Origin of the sequence: Streptomyces sp. NPDC086080, from assembly GCF_044540255.1 — a bacterium.
Lineage (GTDB): Bacteria > Actinomycetota > Actinomycetes > Streptomycetales > Streptomycetaceae > Streptomyces.
The window spans coordinates 162,191-182,508 of sequence record NZ_JBITRU010000015.1 but is presented as its reverse complement, the minus strand read 5'-3'; the positions used below and the strand labels follow the sequence as shown (position 1 = coordinate 182,508).

17 protein-coding genes are annotated in these 20,318 nt (G+C 72.4%); 14 read left to right on the top strand and 3 right to left on the bottom strand.

All coding sequences use genetic code 11. From position 1 onward, the window contains the following. Positions 1–215 precede the first annotated feature (215 nt). The 9 genes from ACIF9R_RS19705 to ACIF9R_RS19665 all read left to right on the top strand — a co-directional run bounded on the left by ACIF9R_RS19705 (position 216) and on the right by ACIF9R_RS19665 (position 9,376). Positions 216–893 (top strand): two-component system response regulator, encoded by a 678-nt coding sequence (locus ACIF9R_RS19705; RefSeq protein WP_399981508.1) that lies wholly within the window; start codon positions 216–218, stop codon positions 891–893. Between the two features lie 198 nt (positions 894–1,091). Continuing rightward, positions 1,092–3,824, top strand: coding sequence for a DNA translocase FtsK (locus ACIF9R_RS19700; protein WP_399981505.1), 2,733 nt, complete (start codon positions 1,092–1,094; stop codon positions 3,822–3,824). Between the two features lie 251 nt (positions 3,825–4,075). Then, on the top strand, positions 4,076–4,915 hold the full coding sequence (locus tag ACIF9R_RS19695) for a helix-turn-helix domain-containing protein (RefSeq protein WP_399981502.1): 840 nt from the start codon (positions 4,076–4,078) through the stop codon (positions 4,913–4,915). A 90-nt stretch (positions 4,916–5,005) separates the two neighbouring features. Then, positions 5,006–6,481 carry a 30S ribosomal protein S12 methylthiotransferase RimO gene (rimO, locus tag ACIF9R_RS19690; RefSeq protein WP_399981500.1) on the top strand — a complete coding sequence of 492 codons (1,476 nt, stop codon included), beginning with the start codon at positions 5,006–5,008 and terminating at the stop codon, positions 6,479–6,481. After that, positions 6,478–7,365: a CDP-diacylglycerol--glycerol-3-phosphate 3-phosphatidyltransferase gene (gene pgsA, locus ACIF9R_RS19685; protein ID WP_399981497.1), complete on the top strand. Its 888-nt coding sequence runs from the start codon at positions 6,478–6,480 to the stop codon at positions 7,363–7,365. The genes rimO and pgsA overlap by 4 nt, the downstream gene beginning before the upstream one ends. Further along, entirely contained in the window at positions 7,362–7,907 is a 546-nt protein-coding gene (locus ACIF9R_RS19680) for a CinA family protein (protein ID WP_399981495.1), read from the top strand. Before pgsA ends, ACIF9R_RS19680 begins: the two co-directional genes overlap by 4 nt. A gap of 109 nt (positions 7,908–8,016) precedes the next feature. Then, the gene (locus tag ACIF9R_RS19675; protein ID WP_384718260.1) at positions 8,017–8,397 is read left to right on the top strand and encodes a helix-turn-helix domain-containing protein; all 381 of its coding nucleotides are present in this window, start codon (positions 8,017–8,019) and stop codon (positions 8,395–8,397) included. Between the two features lie 198 nt (positions 8,398–8,595). Continuing rightward, entirely contained in the window at positions 8,596–9,066 is a 471-nt protein-coding gene (locus tag ACIF9R_RS19670) for a Dps family protein (protein WP_399981492.1), read from the top strand. A gap of 7 nt (positions 9,067–9,073) precedes the next feature. Then, complete coding sequence (locus ACIF9R_RS19665; RefSeq protein ID WP_399981489.1) at positions 9,074–9,376, top strand: hypothetical protein; 303 nt, start codon at positions 9,074–9,076, stop codon at positions 9,374–9,376. Positions 9,377–9,408: 32 nt separating this feature from the next. Here the strand turns inward: ACIF9R_RS19665 and ACIF9R_RS19660 are convergent, their stop codons facing one another. Both ACIF9R_RS19660 and ACIF9R_RS19655 read right to left on the bottom strand, forming a co-directional pair. Then, entirely contained in the window at positions 9,409–10,230 is an 822-nt protein-coding gene (locus ACIF9R_RS19660) for an Fpg/Nei family DNA glycosylase (RefSeq protein WP_399981486.1), read from the bottom strand. Positions 10,231–10,315: 85 nt separating this feature from the next. Next, positions 10,316–15,208, bottom strand: a complete 4,893-nt coding sequence (locus ACIF9R_RS19655; RefSeq protein ID WP_399981484.1) for an ATP-dependent helicase — start codon at positions 15,206–15,208, stop codon at positions 10,316–10,318. 96 nt (positions 15,209–15,304) lie between these two features. On the opposite strand from ACIF9R_RS19655, the gene ACIF9R_RS19650 reads away from it, so the two are divergent. Genes ACIF9R_RS19650 through ACIF9R_RS19640 form a run of 3 tightly spaced genes read left to right on the top strand, consistent with a single transcriptional unit; the run spans position 15,305 to position 17,231 of the window. Next, the gene (locus ACIF9R_RS19650; protein WP_399981481.1) at positions 15,305–16,309 is read left to right on the top strand and encodes an AraC family transcriptional regulator; all 1,005 of its coding nucleotides are present in this window, start codon (positions 15,305–15,307) and stop codon (positions 16,307–16,309) included. Beyond that, positions 16,261–16,926, top strand: coding sequence for an AzlC family ABC transporter permease (locus tag ACIF9R_RS19645; RefSeq protein WP_399981526.1), 666 nt, complete (start codon positions 16,261–16,263; stop codon positions 16,924–16,926). The genes ACIF9R_RS19650 and ACIF9R_RS19645 overlap by 49 nt, the downstream gene beginning before the upstream one ends. After that, complete coding sequence (locus ACIF9R_RS19640; protein WP_399981479.1) at positions 16,923–17,231, top strand: AzlD domain-containing protein; 309 nt, start codon at positions 16,923–16,925, stop codon at positions 17,229–17,231. The genes ACIF9R_RS19645 and ACIF9R_RS19640 overlap by 4 nt, the downstream gene beginning before the upstream one ends. 365 nt (positions 17,232–17,596) lie before the next feature. On the opposite strand, the gene ACIF9R_RS19635 is transcribed toward ACIF9R_RS19640, so the two are convergent. Then, complete coding sequence (locus ACIF9R_RS19635) at positions 17,597–18,541, bottom strand: hypothetical protein (protein ID WP_399981476.1); 945 nt, start codon at positions 18,539–18,541, stop codon at positions 17,597–17,599. Positions 18,542–18,619: 78 nt separating this feature from the next. Here ACIF9R_RS19635 and ACIF9R_RS19630 point away from each other — a divergent pair, with 78 nt between their 5' ends. Both ACIF9R_RS19630 and ACIF9R_RS19625 read left to right on the top strand, forming a co-directional pair. Beyond that, a complete protein-coding gene (locus ACIF9R_RS19630) occupies positions 18,620–18,814 on the top strand; it encodes a DUF3046 domain-containing protein (RefSeq protein WP_399981473.1) in 195 nt (64 codons plus the stop codon). A 59-nt stretch (positions 18,815–18,873) separates the two neighbouring features. Continuing rightward, positions 18,874–20,136, top strand: a complete 1,263-nt coding sequence (locus ACIF9R_RS19625) for an AI-2E family transporter (RefSeq protein ID WP_399981471.1) — start codon at positions 18,874–18,876, stop codon at positions 20,134–20,136. The last annotated feature ends 182 nt before the right edge of the window (positions 20,137–20,318 follow it).

The window sequence follows — 20,318 nt, the reverse complement described above, 5'->3', positions numbered from 1 at the left end:
CGGGATTCGGGGAACCTTCTGGTCTCCCGCCGCGTTTCTGCTACGTGCACAGTGACATCACGGTGACAGGGTGTGGCGGCAGGCGGGGTGCGGCTACGATGACCGGCACAAGGACGGACGGCGCCAGGGAGTCGTCCCCTGGGGTGGTACTCACAGGTGCGGCCCCAGGTCTTGCGGACAGGGGAGGCCCCACGCCGGGGCGAGGAGGGCGGGCCATGGTGCAGAAGGCCAAGATCCTCCTGGTCGATGACCGGCCGGAGAATCTGCTCGCGCTGGAGGCGATCCTCTCGGCGCTCGATCAGACGCTGGTGCGGGCATCGTCCGGGGAGGAAGCGCTCAAGGCACTGCTCACGGACGACTTCGCGGTCATTCTGCTGGACGTCCAGATGCCGGGCATGGACGGGTTCGAGACGGCCGCGCACATCAAGCGCCGGGAGCGGACCCGGGACATTCCGATCATCTTCCTGACCGCGATCAACCATGGACCGCACCACACCTTCCGTGGGTACGCGGCCGGTGCGGTCGACTACATCTCCAAGCCGTTCGATCCGTGGGTGCTGCGCGCGAAGGTCTCGGTCTTCGTCGAGCTGTACATGAAGAACTGCCAGCTGAGGGAGCAGGCGTCGCTGCTGCGCCTCCAGTTGGAGGGTGGCGAGAAGGACGCCGGTGAGGTGAAGGAGCCGGCGGGGCTGCTCGCCGAACTCTCCGCTCGGCTCGCGGCCGTGGAGGAGCAGGCCGAGGCGCTGACCAAGCAGCTGGGCGACGATTCGACGGACGCGGCCGCGGTGGCCACGGCAGCCCATCTGGAGCGCAAGCTCACGGGGTTGCGGCGCGCGCTGGACGCCCTGGAACCGGGGACCGGCAGCGCTTCGTCGGTGCCGTCACAGAACTGACCCCGGTGGCACGGGTCTTGTCCGGACTCCGGAAACGGCCGGTGCTGAGGGAGTGTCAGCGGCCGGTCCTGAAGGGGTGTCGGGGGAGCTCGCGCCGCGTCCTGCGGCGTCAGCTTCGCGCCCCGGCGAGGACGACACGAACGGGTGAAGCATCCGTCACGCGTGTCCCCTGCGGTCTCCACCGGTAACCTCACACCCATGGCCTCACGTCCCTCCGCAGCCAAGAAGCCGCCCGCGAAGAAGGCGGCCGCTTCCGCGAAGGCTCCGGCGAAGAAGGCCGCTGCCAAGAAAGCCCCGGCGAGGAAGGCTCCCGCCAAGAAGGCCGCGCCGAAGAAGCCCGCACCCGCACCGGCCCCGAACCCGACCAGCGGCGTGTACCGGCTCGTACGCGCCCTGTGGCTGGGCCTGGCGCACGCGGTCGGTGCCGTCTTCCGGGGCATAGGGCAGGGCGCCAAGAACCTCGACCCCGCACACCGCAAGGACGGCCTCGCGCTGCTGCTGCTCGCCGTCGCCCTGATCGTCGCCGCCGGTACCTGGGCGGACCTGGAGGGCCCGGTCGGCGATCTCGTGGAGATCCTGGTCACCGGCGCCTTCGGCAGACTCGACCTGCTGGTGCCGATCCTGGTCGCTGTCATCGCCGTACGGCTCATCCGGCACCCGGAGAAGCCCGAGGCCAACGGACGGATCGTCATCGGTCTGTCCGCGCTCGTCATCGGGGTGCTCGGACAGATCCACATCGGGTGCGGATCGCCCGCCCGCAGCGAGGGCATGCACGCGATAAGGGACGCCGGTGGCCTCATCGGCTGGGCGGCGGCCACGCCGCTGTCGTCCACCATGACCGACGTGCTCGCCGTGCCGCTGCTGGTGCTGCTCACGATCTTCGGTCTGCTGGTCGTCACGGCCACCCCGGTGAACGCCATTCCGCAGCGGCTGCGCGGGCTCGGCGTCCGGCTCGGCGTCGTCCACGAACCGGAGCCGGAGGAGTTCGGCGAGGACGACGTGCGCTACGAGGAGCAGTGGCGCGAGGCGCTGTCCGCGAGCCGCCGCGGACGACGCCCGGCTCCACAGGAGTACGACCCCGGGAACGCGGAGCGGGAGGCGCTGTCCCGGCGACGGCAGAGGCCCCGCCGCTCCGCGGTGCCGCAGCCCGACATGGACCGGCCGATGGACGCGGTGGACGTGGCCGCCGCCGCGGCCGCCGCCCTCGACGGCGCGGTACTGCACGGCATGCCGCCCTCGCCGCTCGTCGCCGACCTGACCCAGGGCGTGAGCACCGGCGACGGCGAACCCACCACGCCGACACCGGTCCCGGCCGCCCGCCCGCGGCCGGAGGCGCCGAAGCCGGAAGGGCCGAAGCAGCAGAAGCCTCCCGCGGGCGTCCTGGACATGACCAAGGTGCCGCCGAAGGAACCCCGCGACCTGCCGCCCCGCGCGGAGCAGCTCCAGCTCTCCGGCGACATCACCTACTCGCTGCCCTCGCTCGATCTGCTCACCCGCGGCGGGCCGGGCAAGGCCCGCAGCGCGGCCAACGACGCCATAGTGGACGCCCTGCGGAAGGTCTTCACGGAGTTCAAGGTGGACGCCGCCGTCACCGGCTTCACCCGCGGCCCGACGGTCACCCGCTATGTCGTGGAGCTCGGCCCGGCCGTGAAGGTCGAGCGGGTGACCGCGCTGACCAAGAACATCGCCTACGCGGTCGCCAGCCCGGATGTACGGATCATCAGCCCGATCCCCGGCAAGTCCGCGGTCGGCATCGAGATTCCCAACACCGACCGGGAGATGGTCAATCTCGGAGACGTGCTGCGGCTCGCGGAGTCCGCCGAGGACGACGACCCGATGCTGGTCGCCTTCGGCAAGGACGTCGAGGGCGGCTACGTCATGGACTCGCTGGCGAAGATGCCGCACATGCTGGTCGCCGGGGCCACCGGCTCCGGCAAGTCGTCCTGCATCAACTGCCTGATCACCTCGGTCATGATGCGGGCGACCCCGGAGGACGCCCGGATGATCCTGGTCGACCCCAAGCGCGTCGAGCTGACCGCGTACGAGGGCATCCCGCACCTGATCACGCCGATCATCACCAACCCCAAGCGGGCCGCCGAGGCGCTCCAGTGGGTCGTCCGCGAGATGGATCTGCGCTACGACGACCTCGCCGCGTACGGCTACCGGCACATCGACGACTTCAACCGGGCGGTGCGCGAGGGCAAGGCCAAGCCGCCCGAGGGCAGCGAACGGGAACTCCATCCGTACCCCTACCTGCTGGTGATCGTCGACGAGCTGGCCGACCTGATGATGGTCGCCCCGCGCGACGTCGAGGACGCCATCGTGCGGATCACGCAGCTCGCGCGGGCGGCCGGTATCCACCTGGTGCTCGCCACGCAGCGCCCGTCGGTCGACGTCGTCACCGGCCTGATCAAGGCGAACGTGCCCTCCCGGCTGGCGTTCGCCACCTCGTCGCTGGCCGACTCGCGGGTCATCCTCGACCAGCCCGGCGCCGAGAAGCTGATCGGCAAGGGGGACGGTCTGTTCCTGCCGATGGGGGCGAACAAGCCGACGCGTATGCAGGGCGCGTTCGTGACCGAGGAGGAGGTCGCGGCCGTCGTCCGGCACTGCAAGGACCAGATGGCGCCCGTCTTCCGCGAGGACGTCGTCGTCGGGACGCAGCAGAAGAAGGAGATCGACGAGGACATCGGCGACGACCTCGACCTGCTGTGCCAGGCCGCCGAACTGGTCGTCTCCACCCAGTTCGGGTCGACGTCCATGCTCCAGCGCAAGCTGCGTGTCGGCTTCGCCAAGGCCGGCCGGCTGATGGACCTCATGGAGTCGCGGAACATCGTCGGACCGAGCGAGGGTTCGAAGGCGCGTGACGTTCTTGTGAAGCCTGACGAGCTGGATGGCGTGCTCGCCCTGATCCGGGGGGAGTCTGAAGGGTAGGCGGACGGGACACGGGTGCCGCCGGGTTCACCCCGGCGGCCGATCGTGACCCACCCGTTAGGGATCATCGAGCAACTGTTTCCCGTCGGCGTACGTCAAGTTGGGGGAAACGGCAAACTGCAGTCAGACCATCGGGATGTCGGGCCATTCGGATGGCTTACAAAGTCCGACCGCCCGGTTGCCCCACCCTCTTGTACCCCTCCTAGACTGAACCTCCAGCACAGGCGGCTACACGCTCGAAAGGCGCCCCCGTGTCCATCGGCAACTCCCCTGAAGACGAGCGTCCCTTCGAAGACGTTTCCGAGGAAGACCGCCCTTCCGTCTCCGTCGGCCGAGCGCTGCAACAGGCGCGCATCGCCGCCGGGCTCACCGTCGACGACGTCAGTACCGCCACCCGCGTCCGGATCGCGATCGTGCGCGCCATCGAGGCGGACGACTTCGCGCCCTGCGGCGGTGACGTCTACGCCCGCGGGCACATCCGGACCCTGGCCAAGGCCGTGCGCCTCGACCCCGCCCCGCTGATCGCGCGGTACGAGGAGGAGCACGGCGGCGGCCGTCCGGCCCCGACCCCCGCCGCCCCCCTCTTCGAGGCGGAACGCATCCGTCCGGAGCGGCGCGGACCCAACTGGACCGCCGCCATGGTCGCCGCGATCGTCGTCGTGATCGGCTTCGTCGGGTTCACCATGGTCAAGGGCGGCGACGAGGGCGGCAAGGCGAACGTCGCCGACGGCGCCACCTCCAGCACATCCCCTTCGCCCACCCCCAAGTCCGAGAAGCCCGTCGCTCCCGAGCCGGAGCCGTCGGACAGCGCCATCGCCGCCGCACCGCTGGACAAGGTGACCGTCCAGGTCACCGCCGCCGACGGACGCAGCTGGATCTCCGCCAAGGACCACAGCGGCCGGCTGTTGTTCGACGGACTGCTCAAGAAGGGCGATTCCGAGACCTTCCAGGACAGTTCCGAGATCAACCTCGTCCTCGGTGACGCCGGCGCGATCGACCTGTACGTGAACGGCAAGAAGATCGAGGACGACTGGCAGCCCGGCGCGGTCGAGCGCCTGACCTACACCAAGGGCGACCCGCAGGCCGGATAAGAGGCACCCAAAGGCGCATCGGCGGGGTCGGCCAGGGTCGGCCAACCCCGTCGACGTGGGGTGTCGGCGGGACGAAGTAGTCTTGAGCCCATGCCTGAACGCCGTACCGTCGCACTCGTCACCCTTGGCTGCGCCCGTAACGAGGTGGACTCGGAGGAGCTCGCAGGCCGTTTGGAGGCGGACGGCTGGCAGCTCGTGGAGGACGCCGAGGACGCCGACGTCGCCGTCGTCAACACCTGTGGTTTCGTCGAGGCCGCCAAGAAGGACTCCGTCGACGCCCTCCTGGAGGCCAACGACCTCAAGGGGCACGGCAGAACGCAGGCCGTCGTGGCGGTGGGCTGCATGGCCGAGCGGTACGGCAAGGAACTCGCCGAGGCCCTTCCCGAGGCCGACGGCGTGCTGGGCTTCGACGACTATGCCGACATCTCCGACCGCCTCCAGACCATTCTGAACGGCGGCATCCACGCCTCCCACACCCCGCGCGACCGGCGCAAGCTGCTGCCGGTCAGCCCCGCCGAGCGGCAGGACTCCGCCGCCTCCGTCGCGCTTCCCGGACACGGTCCCGTGGACCTGCCCGACGGCCTCGCCCCGGCCTCCGGACCCCGTGCGCCCCTGCGCCGCCGGCTGGACGGGTCCCCGGTCGCCTCGGTGAAGCTCGCCTCCGGCTGTGACCGGCGCTGCTCCTTCTGCGCCATCCCGTCCTTCCGCGGTTCCTTCATCTCACGCCGGCCCAGCGACGTGCTGAACGAGACGCGCTGGCTGGCCGAACAGGGCGTGAAGGAGATCATGCTGGTCTCCGAGAACAACACCTCCTACGGCAAGGACCTGGGCGACATCCGTCTGCTGGAGTCCCTGCTGCCCGAGCTCGCCGAGGTCGACGGCCTGGAGCGGGTGCGGGTCAGCTACCTCCAGCCGGCCGAGATGCGGCCGGGCCTGATCGACGTGCTCACCTCGACCCCGAAGGTCGCCCCCTACTTCGACCTGTCCTTCCAGCACTCCGCGCCCGACGTGCTGCGCGCGATGCGCCGGTTCGGCGACACCGACCGGTTCCTGGAACTGCTCGACACGATCCGGAGCAAGGCGCCCCAGGCCGGTGTGCGCTCCAACTTCATCGTGGGTTTCCCCGGCGAGACCGCGTCCGACCTCGCCGAACTGGAGCGCTTCCTGAACCACGCGCGGATGGACGCGATCGGCGTCTTCGGCTACTCCGACGAGGAGGGTACCGAGGCGGCGACGTACGACGGCAAGCTGGAGGAGGAGGTCGTCGCCGAGAGGCTGGCCCGCATCGCGCGGATGGCCGAGGAGCTCGTCTCGCAGCGCGCCGAGGAGCGGGTCGGCGAGACCGTGCAGGTGCTGGTGGAGTCCGTGGACGAGGAGGAGGGTGTATACGGCAGGGCCGGGCACCAGGCTCCCGAGACGGACGGTCAGGTGCTCCTCACGAGCGGCGAAGGTCTGAGCGTCGGCCGTATGGTCGAGGCGAAGGTGGTCGGCACGGAAGGTGTCGACCTGGTGGCCGAGCCGCTGTTCCAGGGTTCGCTCGCGCGCGGCGAGGAGGCGGGCAGATGACGGGTGCTCCGGCATCGGCGGCGGGCGGCCCCTCCGGCGCGAGGAGGGCGGCGGGAGCCGCACCGGCGGGCCTGCAGGGACCGGCCACCGGCCGCGCGGCCGCACGGGAGACGCGGGGCGCGGCTCCGGGGGCGTCCGGCGGCGGTCCGGCTCGGCGTGGCGTGACCGGCCGGGGCCCCGGCGGTGCCCGGTCGCAGGGCGGGGCGGCCTCGTCCGCGGCGTCCGGCGACGGAGCCGACGCCGGGGACGGTACGAAGCCGGCCCGGGGCGGGAAGATCGCGGCGGCGGCCGTCAACCAGGCCAGCGTCTGGAACATCGCCAACCTGCTGACCATGCTCCGGCTGCTCCTGGTACCGGCCTTCGTGATGCTGATGCTCGCCGAGGGAGGAAACGACCCGGCGTGGCGCTCGTTCGCCTGGGCGGCCTTCGCCGTCGCCATGATCACCGACCTGTTCGACGGTCATCTGGCCCGCACGTACGACCTCGTCACCGACTTCGGGAAGATCGCCGACCCCATCGCCGACAAGGCGATCATGGGTGCCGCGCTGATCTGCCTCTCCGCGCTGGGCGATCTGCCGTGGTGGGTCACCGGGGTCATCCTCGGCCGGGAACTCGGCGTCACACTGCTGCGTTTTCTGGTCATTCGCTACGGCGTCATCCCGGCGAGCCGCGGGGGCAAGCTCAAGACCCTCACCCAGGGCATCGCCGTCGGCATGTACGTGCTGGCCCTGACGGGGTGGCTGGCGACGCTGAGGTGGTGGGTGATGGCCGCGGCGGTCGTGCTGACCGTGGCGACCGGACTCGACTATGTGAAACAGGCCATTGTGCTCCGCAGGCAGGGAATCGCCGAGCGCGAGGCGGCGTTGGAGGAGAAGGAAGCGTGAGTTCCACGGCCACCGAGGTGGTGCGACTACTCACCGTGAACGGCGGCACGCTCGCCGTCGCCGAGTCGCTGACCGGTGGCCTGGTGGCGGCGGAGATCACCTCGGTACCCGGGGCCTCCAAGGTCTTCCGCGGGTCGGTGACGGCCTACGCCACCGAACTGAAGCACCGGCTGCTCGGCGTGGACGCCACTCTGCTGGCGCAGCGCGGAGCGGTGGATCCGCAGGTGGCGGCTCAGATGGCGGTCGGCGTCCGCGAGGCGCTCGGCGCCGACTGGGGCATCGCCACCACCGGCGTCGCCGGTCCGGACCCGCAGGACGGACAGGAGGTCGGCACGGTTTTCGTGGCCGTGGCCGGGCCGCTCGGGGCGGACTCGGTTTCCGCCGCCGGCGGAAAAGTGGAGCGTCTGCGGTTGAACGGCGACCGTGCGGAAATTCGTATGGAGAGTGTACGGAGCGTGCTCGCACTCCTTGTGACGGAGCTGGCGGGCGAACAGACCGGGAATGAGCGGGCACAGGATACGGAACGGAACGGGGGGTTTTGATGTTTGCAGCCCTGAGTGAACACGACATCGCTCCCCGCACGGCCGCGGCGCTAGGCGGTACGGTGGGGCGAGAAGGATGCGGCTACGCGGTCCGAGGAGGGAGCCACCGATGATTCTGCTCCGTCGCCTGCTGGGTGACGTGCTGCGTCGGCAGCGCCAGCGCCAGGGCCGTACTCTGCGCGAAGTCTCCTCGTCCGCCCGAGTCTCACTCGGCTATCTCTCCGAGGTGGAGCGGGGGCAGAAGGAGGCTTCCTCCGAGCTGCTCTCCGCGATCTGCGACGCGCTGGACGTACGGATGTCCGAGCTCATGCGGGAAGTGAGCGACGAGCTCGCCCTCGCCGAGCTGGCCCGGTCTGCTGCAGCAACCCCCAGCGAGCCCGTACCCACGCCGGTTCGTCCGATGCTGGGTTCCGTGTCGGTGACCGGTGTGCCACCGGAACGGGTGACCATCAAGGCGCCCGCCGAGGCGGTGGACGTCGTCGCCGCGTGAGCACGATGCTCGTCGCCCGCGCGGTGTGAAGTGAGACGCCCCGGTAGGGGCTCGTCCGGAAGATCCGGACGGGTGCCGCCGGGGTTTTTCGCGTGCGGGGCGGTTCCCTGGGCGTGCCGCGCGCGTCGCCGTGTGCGTTTGCCGGTGTGGCGGGTGACCGTCATCGTGGAAGGACGGGGGTCAGCCACGGAGGTGCGGATGTACGTCGTGAAGAGCCCGTTGTCCGACGAGAACCTGAAGACCGTGTCCGAGGCGCTGCAGGGCGCCCTGGTCGATCTGGTGGATCTCGCCCTGGTGGCGAAGCAGATCCACTGGAACGTGGTCGGGCCACGCTTCCGCTCGGTTCATCTCCAGCTCGACGAGGTCGTGTCGCTGGCGCGTACGCACTCCGACGTCGTCGCCGAGCGGGCTGCGGCCCTGGGTGTCTCGCCCGACGGGCGCGCCGCGACGGTGGCCGTCGGCAGCGGGATCGGTGTGACGCCCGAGGGCTGGGTCGACGACTCGGCCGCAGTGGCCGCGATGGTGGACGCGCTGGGCGCGGTGATCGCCCGGATGCGTGAGCGGGTCACGGCGACGGATGAGCCGGATCCGGTGAGCCAGGACATCCTCATCGCGATCACCGGCGACCTCGAGAAGCAGCACTGGATGTTCCAGGCCGAGAACGGGTGACCAGGCCGTGGGGGCCACCGGCCCCGCGGGCCGCGGCTCCGGACATGCGACGACGGGGCGGACCGCGCGCCGCTGGGCCCTGATCGGGCTCGGGGCGCTGTGGTGGTGGGCGATGGCGCGACTGCTCCTGGCGCCCGACGCGGGTGTGCTGGAGGGAGCGGTCGCGGCCGGCGGGTGGGGGCTGAGCGTGCTGCCGGTGCACTGCGTGCCCCTGGCGCGGGCGGAAGGGGCCCTCGCTGCGGGGCGGTGGCGGCGGGCCTGGCGTTCGGGCGCACGGAACGGCTCGGACGCGCGGCGCCGGCGGCCCTGACAGGGCGTGGGTGGGCGTCGTGCCGTGCGGGGTCAGCGGGGGATGCCGCCCTGGGAGGGTGTGGGTGCCGGGCCCGGCTGACAGGTGGGGCACCAGTACGTGGGGCGTGCACGGGAGCCGTCGCCCTGGTCGGCGAGGCGGATCGGGGTGCGGCAGCGCAGACAGGGGCGGCGGGCTCGGCCGTACACGAAGAGGTCCTGGCCGTGGCGGCCCGTCGTGCTGCGGACCGCGCGTTCGCGGTTGAACTCCAGCAGCTTCCTGGCGAGTTCCGGCAGCCTCTCGGCGCGGTCGGCGGACAGGTCGCCCACGGGGAGCCAGGGGGTGACGCCGAGCAGGAAGCAGAGTTCGCTCTTGAAGACATTGCCGACACCGGCGAGGTTGCGCTGGTCGAGGAGGGCCTCGCCGAGCGGGCGGGACGGGTCCTCCAGGAGGTTGGACAGCGCCACGCCGGGGTCCCAGTCCGGGCCCAGGAGGTCGGGTCCGAGGTGACCGACCGCGCGGTCCTCGTCGGCGGTGCGCAGCAGTTCCAGGACGGGCAGCCGGTAGCCGACGGCGGTCCGGCCGGGGGTGCCGAGGATCGCGCGGATCTGGTGGACGGGGCCGCCGTTCCACCGCTGCCCGTTGGTGTACACCCTCCAGGAGCCGTCCATCCGCAGATGCGAGTGCAGGGTCAGGCCGCCCTCGATGCGGGTCAGCAGATGCTTGCCACGCGGGGTGACGTCGAGCACGGCACGGCCGGTGAGGTCCGCCGTGGCGAACCGGGGGACCCGCAGGTCGCTGCGGGTCAGCACCTCACCCGCGAGGGCGTGGTGCAGCCGTCGCGCGGCCTGCCAGACCGTGTCTCCTTCGGGCATGCGTCCAGGGTGGCACGTCGGGCCGGCGGGACGGGCACGCCGACGTCCCCTCCTCGGCGGCCGGGTTCCCGGCCGGGGTGGCGGGTCAGGCGCGCAGGCGCAGGCCCCGGGGTGTGGCCACGAAGCCCGCGGTCTCCAGCAGGGTGCCCAGCGGGGAGGTCAGCGCCGAGGTGCCGTTGACGCGCTCCACCGTGAGGGTGCCGAGAGAGCCCGCGCGGGCGGCGGTGGCGAGAGCTTCGGCGGCGGCCGTGAGACGGGAGTCGTCGGCGGGATCACCGTCGGGTGCCGTCGGCCAGGCCAGTAGTGTCTTTCCGCCGCGCTCCAGGTAGAGCGTCAGCTCGCCGTCCACCAGCACCACCAGGGAACCCGCCTTGCGACCGGGCTTGTGCCCGGCGCCGGTCTGGGGCTCGGGCCAGTTGAGCGCGGCTCCGTACGCGTTCGCCGGATCGGCGGCGGCGAGGACGACGGCGCGTGCCGAGCGGTCCACGCCGGTACGGCGTCCGGCGAAGGGGTCGTAGGACGGACCTCCCCCGTTCTGCCACGGGGGCGGGGCCTGTACGGCCAGGTCGCGCGGGGAGACGTAGTCGCCCGGAGAGGGACGGGGGTACGGGGTGTCCTGGGGGCCCGCGGAGCCGTCGAGGCCCGGAACGGTCCCGAAGGGGTCGGGTCCACCGCCGAGTGGGTCGGGTCCGGTGTCGTAGGGGCTGGGTGCGCCCGGTGCCGGGAGGCCGTCGCCGCGCTCGCGGGCGCCCGCCGCCGCGCGGAGGCGGTCCACCGCCCCGTCCATCGCGAACTGGGCGGCGCCCAGCCCTTCCACCACATAGCCGCGACGGGCCTGCCCGGTCTCCTCGAAGGCGGACAGGATGCGGTACGTCGCCGAGAAGCCGCCCTCGACGCCCTCCGCGGAGACCGCTCCCCGGGTCACCACGCCGTGCCGGTCGAGCAGGGTACGGGCGAGCGCGTGCGCGCGGAGGGTCGGGTCGGCGTCCCGGTCGGGGAGCAGGGACCAGCGGCCGGCGACGGTCGGCGGACCGGTGCGGGAGGTGGCGCGGGCGGCAGCCGTGAGCGATCCGTAGCGTCCGCGCGGGATCGAGCGCTTCGCGCGGTGGGCGGTGGATCCCGCCGTGCGGCCCGAGCCCAGCAGGGCGCGCAGGGGGGTGAGCGTGTCGTTGGTGAGCCGCCCGGACCAGGCGAGGTCCCACAGGACGTCGGCCAGCTGGGGGTCGGTAGCCTCGGGATGGGTGGTGGCGCGGACCTGGTCGGCGATCTGACGGAAGAACAGGCCGTAACCGCCCGAGAGGGTGTCCAGGACGGACTGGTGGAGCGCGGTGAGCTCCAGGGGGTGCGGGGGCGGCAGGAGCAGGGGGGCCGCGTCCGCCAGGTACAGGGAGACCCAGCCGTCCTTCCCGGGGAGCGAACCCGCACCGGCCCACACCACCTCCCCGGCTGCCGTGAGCTCGTCCAGCATCACCGGGGTGTAGTTCGCCAGCCGGGACGGCAGGACCAGCTTCTCCAGCGCGGAGGCGGGCACGGACGCCCCCTGCAACTGCTCGACGGCGCGTACCAGACCGTCGATGCCGCGCAGGGTGTGTCCCTTGCCGATGTGCTGCCACTGGGGGAGGAACTGGGCGAGCGCGGCCGGTGGTACCGGCTCCAGTTCGTGCCGCAGTGCGGCCAGGGAACGGCGGCGCAGCCTGCGCAGCACGGCCGCGTCGCACCACTCCTGTCCGATCCCGGCCGGGTGGAACTCGCCCTGGACGATCCTGCCCGCCGCCGAGAGCCGCTGCAGGGCGCCCTCGGTGACCGCCACGCCCAGCCCGAAGCGGGCCGCCGCCGTGGCCGACGTGAAGGGACCGTGGGTGCGCGCGTAGCGGGTGAGGAGGTCGCCGAGGGGGTCCTTGACGGGTTCGGTGAACGCCTCCGGGACACCGACCGGCAGTGCCGTGCCCAGCGCGTCGCGCAGCCGGCCGGCGTCCTCGATCGCCGACCAGTGGTCGGCGCCGGCCACCCGCACCCGGATGGCGCGCCGAGCGGAGGCGAGCTCCCGCGCCCACTGCGGTTCGGCACCGCGCTCGGCAAGCTCGGCATCGGTGAGCGGGCCCAGCAGCCGCAGCAGGTCGGCCACCCCCTCGGCGTCCTTGACGCGCCGGTCCTCGGTACGCCACTGCAGCTCGAGCTCCAGCCCGGTCAGCACTTCGGCGTCGAGCAGCTCGCGCAGCTCCGCCTGGCCGAGCAGCTCGGCCAGCAGCCGTGAGTCCAGCGACAGGGCGGCGGCGCGGCGCTCGGCGAGCGGGGAGTCGCCCTCGTACAGGAACTGGGCGACGTACCCGAAGAGGAGGGAACGGGCGAAGGGGGACGGCTCGGGGGTGGTGACCTCCACCAGGCGCACCTTGCGGGACTCGAGGTCGCCCATCAGCTCGACGAGTCCGGGAACGTCGAACACGTCCTGGAGGCATTCGCGCACGGCTTCCAGGACGATCGGGAACGAGCCGAACTCCCCGGCCACCTGGAGCAGCTGGGAGGCGCGCTGACGCTGCTGCCACAGGGGGGTGCGCCGGCCGGGGTTACGGCGCGGCAGCAGCAGCGCGCGGGCGGCGCACTCGCGGAACCGGGACGCGAACAGTGCCGAGCCGCCCACCTGGTCGGTGACGACCTGGTCGACATCGCCCTTGTCGAAGACGACGTCGGCGGCGCCCAGGGGGGCCTGGTCCGCGTCGTACTCGGTGCCGGTCCTCACCGGGTCCCCGTCGAGCAGATCCAGGCTCATCAGGTCGGCGTCCGGCAGCCGCAGCACGATGCCGTCGTCGGCGTGCATCACCTGGGCGTCCATGCCGTACCGCTCGGAGAGGCGGGCGCCGAGCGCGAGTGCCCACGGGGCGTGCACCTGGGCGCCGAACGGGGAGTGCACGACGACCCGCCAGTCGCCGAGCTCGTCACGGAAGCGCTCGACGACGATGGTCCGGTCGTCGGGGACGTGGCCGCAGGCCTCGCGCTGTTCGGCGAGGTAGGACAGCACATTGTCCGCGGCCCAGGCGTCCAGTCCGGCCGCGAGGAGCCGCAGCCGGGCGTCGTCCTCGGCCAGCGCGCCCACCTCGCGCAGGAAGGCGCCCACCGCGCGGCCCAGCTCCAGCGGCCGGCCCAGCTGGTCGCCCTTCCAGAACGGCAGCCTCCCCGGTACCCCCGGTGCCGGGGAGACCAGGACGCGGTCGCGTGTGATGTCCTCGATGCGCCAGGAACTGGTGCCGAGCGTGAAGACGTCCCCCACGCGGGACTCGTAGACCATCTCCTCGTCCAGCTCACCGACCCGGCCGCCACCCTTCTTGGGATCGGCGCCCGCCAGGAAGACCCCGAAGAGGCCCCGGTCGGGGATCGTGCCCCCGGAGGTGACGGCGAGGCGCTGGGCGCCGGGGCGGCCGGTGATCTCGCCCGTGACCCGGTCCCAGACCACGCGTGGGCGCAGCTCAGCGAAGGCGTCGGACGGGTAGCGGCCGGCGAGCATGTCCAGGACGCCCGTGAAGGCGGACTCCGGCAGGGCGGCGAAGGGCGCCGCGCGACGGACCAGGGCGAGCAGGTCGTCGACCTGCCACGTGTCCATCGCGGTCATGGCGACGATCTGCTGGGCCAGGACGTCGAGCGGGTTGGCGGGGACCCTCAGGGACTCGATGGCACCCGTGCGCATCCGTTCGGTGACCACGGCCGACTGCACCAGGTCGCCGCGGTACTTCGGGAACACCACGCCCGTGGAGACCGCGCCCACCTGGTGCCCCGCGCGGCCGACGCGCTGGAGCCCGGAGGCGACCGACGGCGGGGACTCGACCTGGATCACCAGATCGACGGCGCCCATGTCGATGCCCAGCTCCAGACTCGAGGTGGCGACCACCGCGGGCAGCCGGCCCGCCTTGAGGTCCTCCTCGACCAGGGCCCGCTGCTCCTTGGACACGGAGCCGTGGTGGGCGCGCGCGATGACGGCGGGCGCACCCTGGGCGGCCCCGGAACCACCCATGAGCTCCGCCGGGGAGTGGTGCTCGTCCAGCGGCTCCCCGGTGGCCCGCTCGTAGGCGATCTCGTTGAGCCGGTTGCACAGGCGCTCGGCGAGACGACGGGAGTTCGCGAACACGATGGTCGACCGGTGCGACTGCACCAGGTCGGTGATCCGCTCCTCGACATGAGGCCAGATCGACGGACGCTCGGCACCCTCCGAGCCGTCGGCGACCGGGGAACCGCCCAGCTCACCCAGGTCCTCGACCGGCAGCACCACGGACAGGTCGAACTCCTTGCCCGACTCCGGCTGCACGATCTCCACCTTGCGCCGCGGCGAGAGGAACCGGGCGACCTCGTCCACCGGGCGCACGGTCGCCGAGAGGCCGATACGGCGCGCCGGGCGGGGCAGCAGCTCGTCCAGCCGCTCCAGCGTGAGCGCCAGATGGGCGCCGCGCTTGGTGCCCGCGACCGCGTGCACCTCGTCCAGGATCACCGTCTCCACGCCCGTCAGCCCCTCGCGCGTGGCGGACGTCAGCATCAGGAACAGTGACTCCGGAGTGGTGATCAGGATGTCCGGCGGACGGGTGGCCAGGGCGCGGCGCTCCGCGGGCGGGGTGTCGCCGGAGCGGATACCGACCTTGACCTCGGGCTCGGGCCGGCCCAGGCGCACGGCTTCCTGGCGGATCCCGGTCAGCGGGCTGCGGAGGTTGCGCTCGACGTCGACGGCCAGGGCCTTCAACGGTGAGACGTACAGCACACGGCAGCGCTTCTTCGGATCGGCGGGGGGCGGTGCGGAGGCCAGCTGGTCCAGGGCGGCGAGAAAGGCCGCCAGGGTCTTTCCTGAGCCGGTGGGGGCGACCACCAGCACGTCCGAGCCCTCCCCGATGGCCCGCCACGCCCCGGCCTGCGCGGCGGTGGGCGCGGAGAACGCCCCCGTGAACCAGCCGCGGGTCGCGGGGGAGAAGCCGTCCAGGGCTCGGTGCGGATCGCTGACCATGGATCCATCGTGCACCCGGCCACTGACAATCGGCGGCGGACCGGGGCGGTGGGCGCCCCACCCGGGGGACGACCGGCTCCGCGTCACAATGGCCGTATGGCGGAAACGCGTAAGGAGCGTGCGCGGCACTGGCAGTACGACGAACTGCCCGGTGTCGATCTGCTGCGTGCCCGCTACATACGGAAGGCGTTCGTCCGGCATACGCACGAGAACTTCGTGATCGCCGCCATCGCCGACGGCGTCGAGGTCTTCCACCACGGCGCCGGCGATCAGTACGCGGGTGCCGGGTCCCTCGCGCTGGTCAACCCCGACACCCCGCACACCGGCCGGGCGGGTGTCCCCGAGGGATGGCGGTACGGGGCGGTGTACCCGTCACCGGAGGTGGTGGCCGCGATCGCCGCCGAGACCACCACGCTGCGCGGCGCACCCGGGTTCGTGACGCCCGTCCTCGACGACCCGCACACCGCCCGGCTGGTGCACCGGGTGCTGCGGGCCACCGACGAGGGCAACGCGCTCGCCGCCGACACCCTGCTCCGGGTCGTGGTGACCCGGCTGCTGCGGCTGAACGGCGGGACGCTGCCACGACGCGAGGTGCGCACGGCGGGTGCCCGGGTCGCGGCACGCGCGCGTGCCGTGCTGGAGGAGCGGATGGCCGGGCCCCCGACCCTGGAGCGGCTGGCCGCCGAACTGGGCACCAGCCCGTTCGCCCTGCTGCGCGCGTTCCGTGACACCTACGGGATGCCGCCGCACACCTGGCTCACCGACGCCCGGGTGCGACGGGCGCGGCGGCTGCTGGACGCGGGGACGTCACCGTCCGAGGCGGCCGCCACCGTCGGGTTCACGGACCAGCCGCACCTCAACCGTCACTTCAGCCGGATCGTCGGCGTGCCCCCGGGTGCCTACCAGCGCGAGCGCAAGAACGTACAAGACGCGCGCGGCGGCCTTCTCGTACCGTCCGGGGCGTGGCAGCGGAACGAACAGTGCAACGGGCGGACGGACGGGATGTCGCAGACGCGGAGGAGAAGCCCGACGGCGCCGTCGTACGGGACGCCCTGGGAGTCGGGATCGCCGTCGGACTCTCCGGCTTCGCCTTCGGAGTGACCTCGGCGGGCAGCGGACTCACCCTGCTCCAGACCTGTGTGCTCAGCCTGCTGGTGTTCACCGGCGCCTCCCAGTTCGCGCTGGTGGGCGCGCTGGCCGCCGGCGGTGGCCCGTTCACCGCGGCTGCGGGCGCGTTCTTCCTGGGGGTGCGCAACGCCTTCTACGGGCTGCGTCTGTCGCAGGTGCTGGCGCTGCCCCGCGTGGTACGTCCGTTCGCCGCGCAGTGGGTCATCGACGAGACGGCCGCCGTGTCGCTCGCCCAGCCCACCCGGCGCAGCGCACGCGTCGGGTTCGTGGTGACCGGGCTCAGTCTGTACATCCTGTGGAACCTCACCACGCTGCTCGGTGCGCTGGGCGCGGAGGCGATCGGGGACACCGACGCGTGGGGGCTGGACGCGGCCGGTCCCGCGGTCTTCCTGGCACTGCTGGCCCCCATGCTGCGGACCGGCATCGAGCGGACCGTCGCCGGGCTCGCCGTTCTCCTGGGGCTCGGTCTGCTGCCCGTGCTGCCGGCCGGGGTGCCGGTCCTGGTGGCCGCGCTCGCGGCACCGGCCGTCCTGTGGGCGCACGGCCGCGGGAGCGCGTCACGCGGTGATGTACCGGGGGAGAAGCGTTGACCATCTGGATCGCGATCGGTGTGACCGCCCTCGGCTGTTACGCCGTGAAGCTCGCGGGGCTGCTGGTACCCGCCGGGGTCCTGGAGCGGCCCCTCGTCAGACGGCTCGCCGCGCTTCTGCCGGTGGCCCTGCTGGCCGCCCTGACGGCCCAGCAGACCTTCTCCGCCGGGCAGAGCCTGGTCCTGGACGCCCGCGCGGCCGGAGTGGCGGCCGCGGCCGTGGCGCTGATCCTGCGTGCCCCGTTCCTGCTCGTCGTCGCGGTGGCCGTCGTGGTGACGGCGGGGATACGGGCGCTCGGCGGGTGAGACGCGCCGCACGGTGCCGGGCGCTGCCGCGCGGGACTCTGCGGGCACCGGGGTGAGAGGCCGGCCTGCGGGCAGGGGGCTGCCGCGGTGACGCCCGGTGGCCTATGTGCGTGGTGTGCTCTGCGCGGGATCGCGTCCGCGGCGGGACGCGCGTCCCGCCGGCGGCGCGCTTGCCCGTGGCTGCGGGCCGTCGTGCCTCCCCCAGTGCCTGAAGGGCCTGGGAGGTACCCCCAGGGCGGCACGGGTGGGCGCAGCGGCATCCCCGAGCGCGGGTCGGTGAAAGTCGCCCCCGTTCACTGGTCACGCCCGGTGGGCGCAACGCGTCCCATTTCGTGGACGGCCGTCGTTCTCACTGTGGCGACCGTTCAGTCGACGGCGCGGCCGTACGCGACCAGGGTGCGCAGGGCGTCGAGGGTCACGATCGAGCGGGCCTCCAGCGAGGGGCCAGGAGCCCACGGACGCCGGCGGAGGGGCCAGCCGCCGTCCTCCCGCTGACCGGCCGCGAGGACGTCCAGGGAGCGTGCCATCTCCCCGTCGGTGAACCACGCGCGGGCCAGGGAGTCCGGTGTCCGCGCGTAGTCGTGCGGGAAGCGGTGCTCCCCAGGGACGCGGCCGGGGCCTGCCGGGTACGCGTCCGCGCGGTCGGGGTCGAGGACCGCGAGCCGCTGCTCGCGCACCACGCGGCCCAGCCGCGCGGCGGCGGCCTCCGCGCGGGCGCGGTCCGGCGCGTGGTCCAGAAAGGCCACGGCGGCCTCGACCTCGTCGGGGTGGGGCTTCTCGAGCGATTCCACGGCCTGCCGGCAGAAGTCCGTGGCACGGAACAACCAGGCGTGCCACACCCCGTTGCGGTGCAGAAGCCCCACCACCGGCCCCGTGGTGGACAACTCGCCGGGCGGGTCGTCCACGATCCGCACGAAGGGCGCCGTCGGGTAGCCGCGCTGACCGGAACGGACGGCCGGCAGCGCGCCGTCCGCCGTGGAGACGGACGTCAGATAGCGGCAGACGTCCTCCGCGCGCCGGCCGCCGCATCGTCCCACGGCGTCCAGCACCCGCAGAGCGCGGGCGGTGTGCAGAGGCTGGCTGACCGGACCGCGCAGATCGGGTTCCAGCGCGTGGCCGTATCCGCCGTCCTCGTTGCGGTAGGCGTCCAGCGCCGTCTCCACCGGAGCCGCGGCGCCGCCGCGGAAGTGGTGGGCGAAGAGATGCTGTTCGAGCACCCGCGCGCTGAGCCGGACGAACCGCTCCGCCCGCGCGAGCGCGCCACGCGGCGGAGAGGTCGGGGGAGGCGGGGCAGCTCCGGTATCGGCCATGAAACCGACCGTAGGCGGAAGGCGGCTCCGGCAGGCGCGGTGGCCGGGGTCACCCCCCACAGGCGGGATACTGAGGGCATGCGGTTGACGGTTTTCTGGGAGCGGATGGCGGAGTACTTCGGCGCGGGCTACGCCGACACCTTCTCGCGCGACCATGTCATGTCCGAACTCGGCGGGCGCACCGTGCACGAGGCGCTGGCGGCCGGATGGGACGCCAAGGACGTCTGGCAGGTGATCTGCGCGGTGATGGACGTTCCCAGGGAAAAGCGCTGATCGTCACAGTGACCGCCCGGAGGCGGCCGGCTGCCGTCGGCGTGGGTGAGACTTGAGCCGTGACACCCACTGACGAGAGCGGGCCGGCGGCCCAGCACCCCACCACGCCCGGCGCGGCACCGCCCGCCGGGCCTCCGGTGGACCCCACGGCCCGGCCGGGCGCCCGCATGCCGCGCTGGCTGCCGCGGGCCATGGTGCTCGCGCTCGCGCTGGTCGCGGTGTTCCAGCTGGGCAGCTGGGCCTTCCACCAGCTCACCGGCCTGCTGATCAACGTCCTCATCGCGTTCTTCCTGGCACTCGCCGTCGAGCCCGCGGTGAGCTGGATGTCGGCGCGTGGGGTGCGCCGGGGACTGGGCACGTTCCTTGTCTTCCTGGGCATCCTGGTCGCGTCGGCGGGCTTCGTCACGCTGCTCGGGTCCATGCTGGCCGGACAGATCATCACGATCGTCGAGGATTTCCCGAACTACCTCGACTCGGTGATCAACTGGATCAACACGCACTTCCGCACCGAGTTGCGGCGGGTGGACATCCAGGAGGGCCTGCTGCGCTCCGACTGGCTGCGCAACTACGTCCAGAACAGTGCCACCGGGGTGCTGGACGTTTCCACCCAGGTCCTCGGCGGTCTCTTCCGGCTGCTGACCATCGGCCTGTTCTCGTTCTACTTCGCCGCCGACGGTCCCCGGCTGCGGCGCACCGTCTGCTCCCTGCTGCCGCCCGCGCGCCAGGCCGAGGTGCTGCGCGCGTGGGAGATCGCGGTGAACAAGACCGGCGGATATCTGTACTCGCGCGGACTGATGGCACTCGTCTCCGGCCTGGCGCACTACGTGCTGCTGGAGTTCCTCGCGGTGCCCTACGCGCCCGTGCTGGCCGTGTGGGTGGGCCTGGTGTCGCAGTTCATTCCGACCATCGGCACGTATCTCGCGGGCGCGCTGCCCATGCTGATCGCCTTCACGGTCGACCCCTGGTACGCGCTGTGGGTGCTGATCTTCGTGGTGATCTACCAGCAGTTCGAGAACTATGTGCTCCAGCCCAAGCTGACCTCCAGGACCGTCGACATCCACCCGGCGGTCGCCTTCGGCTCGGTCGTCGCGGGCACCGCCCTGCTGGGCGCCGTGGGGGCGCTGATCGCCATTCCCGCCGTCGCCACCCTCCAGGCCTTCCTCGGCGCGTACGTGAGGCGGTACGACGTCACGGACGACCCCCGTGTGCACGGCCACCGCGGCCCCGGCGGAGGGTCCGGAGCACTCACCCGTGCCCGCCGCCTGTGGGCCCGGCGGCCCGGCGTGCCGCACGCCCGGAATGGGGACACCGGGGCTTCCTGAGGCCGGCCGCGGCCCGTGGGTACCGCGTGGCGCGGCTTGACACAAAAATCGAACATCTATTCTTATGGGGGTGCCGGTGAGGCTCGACGGCGGGTGCTCTGTCCCGGTTCACCGGGAAATGCATCGGCGTTGTCCACAGGCCGGACGTGCGTCGGGGCGCGTTGTCAGTGGCAGGCGTTAGC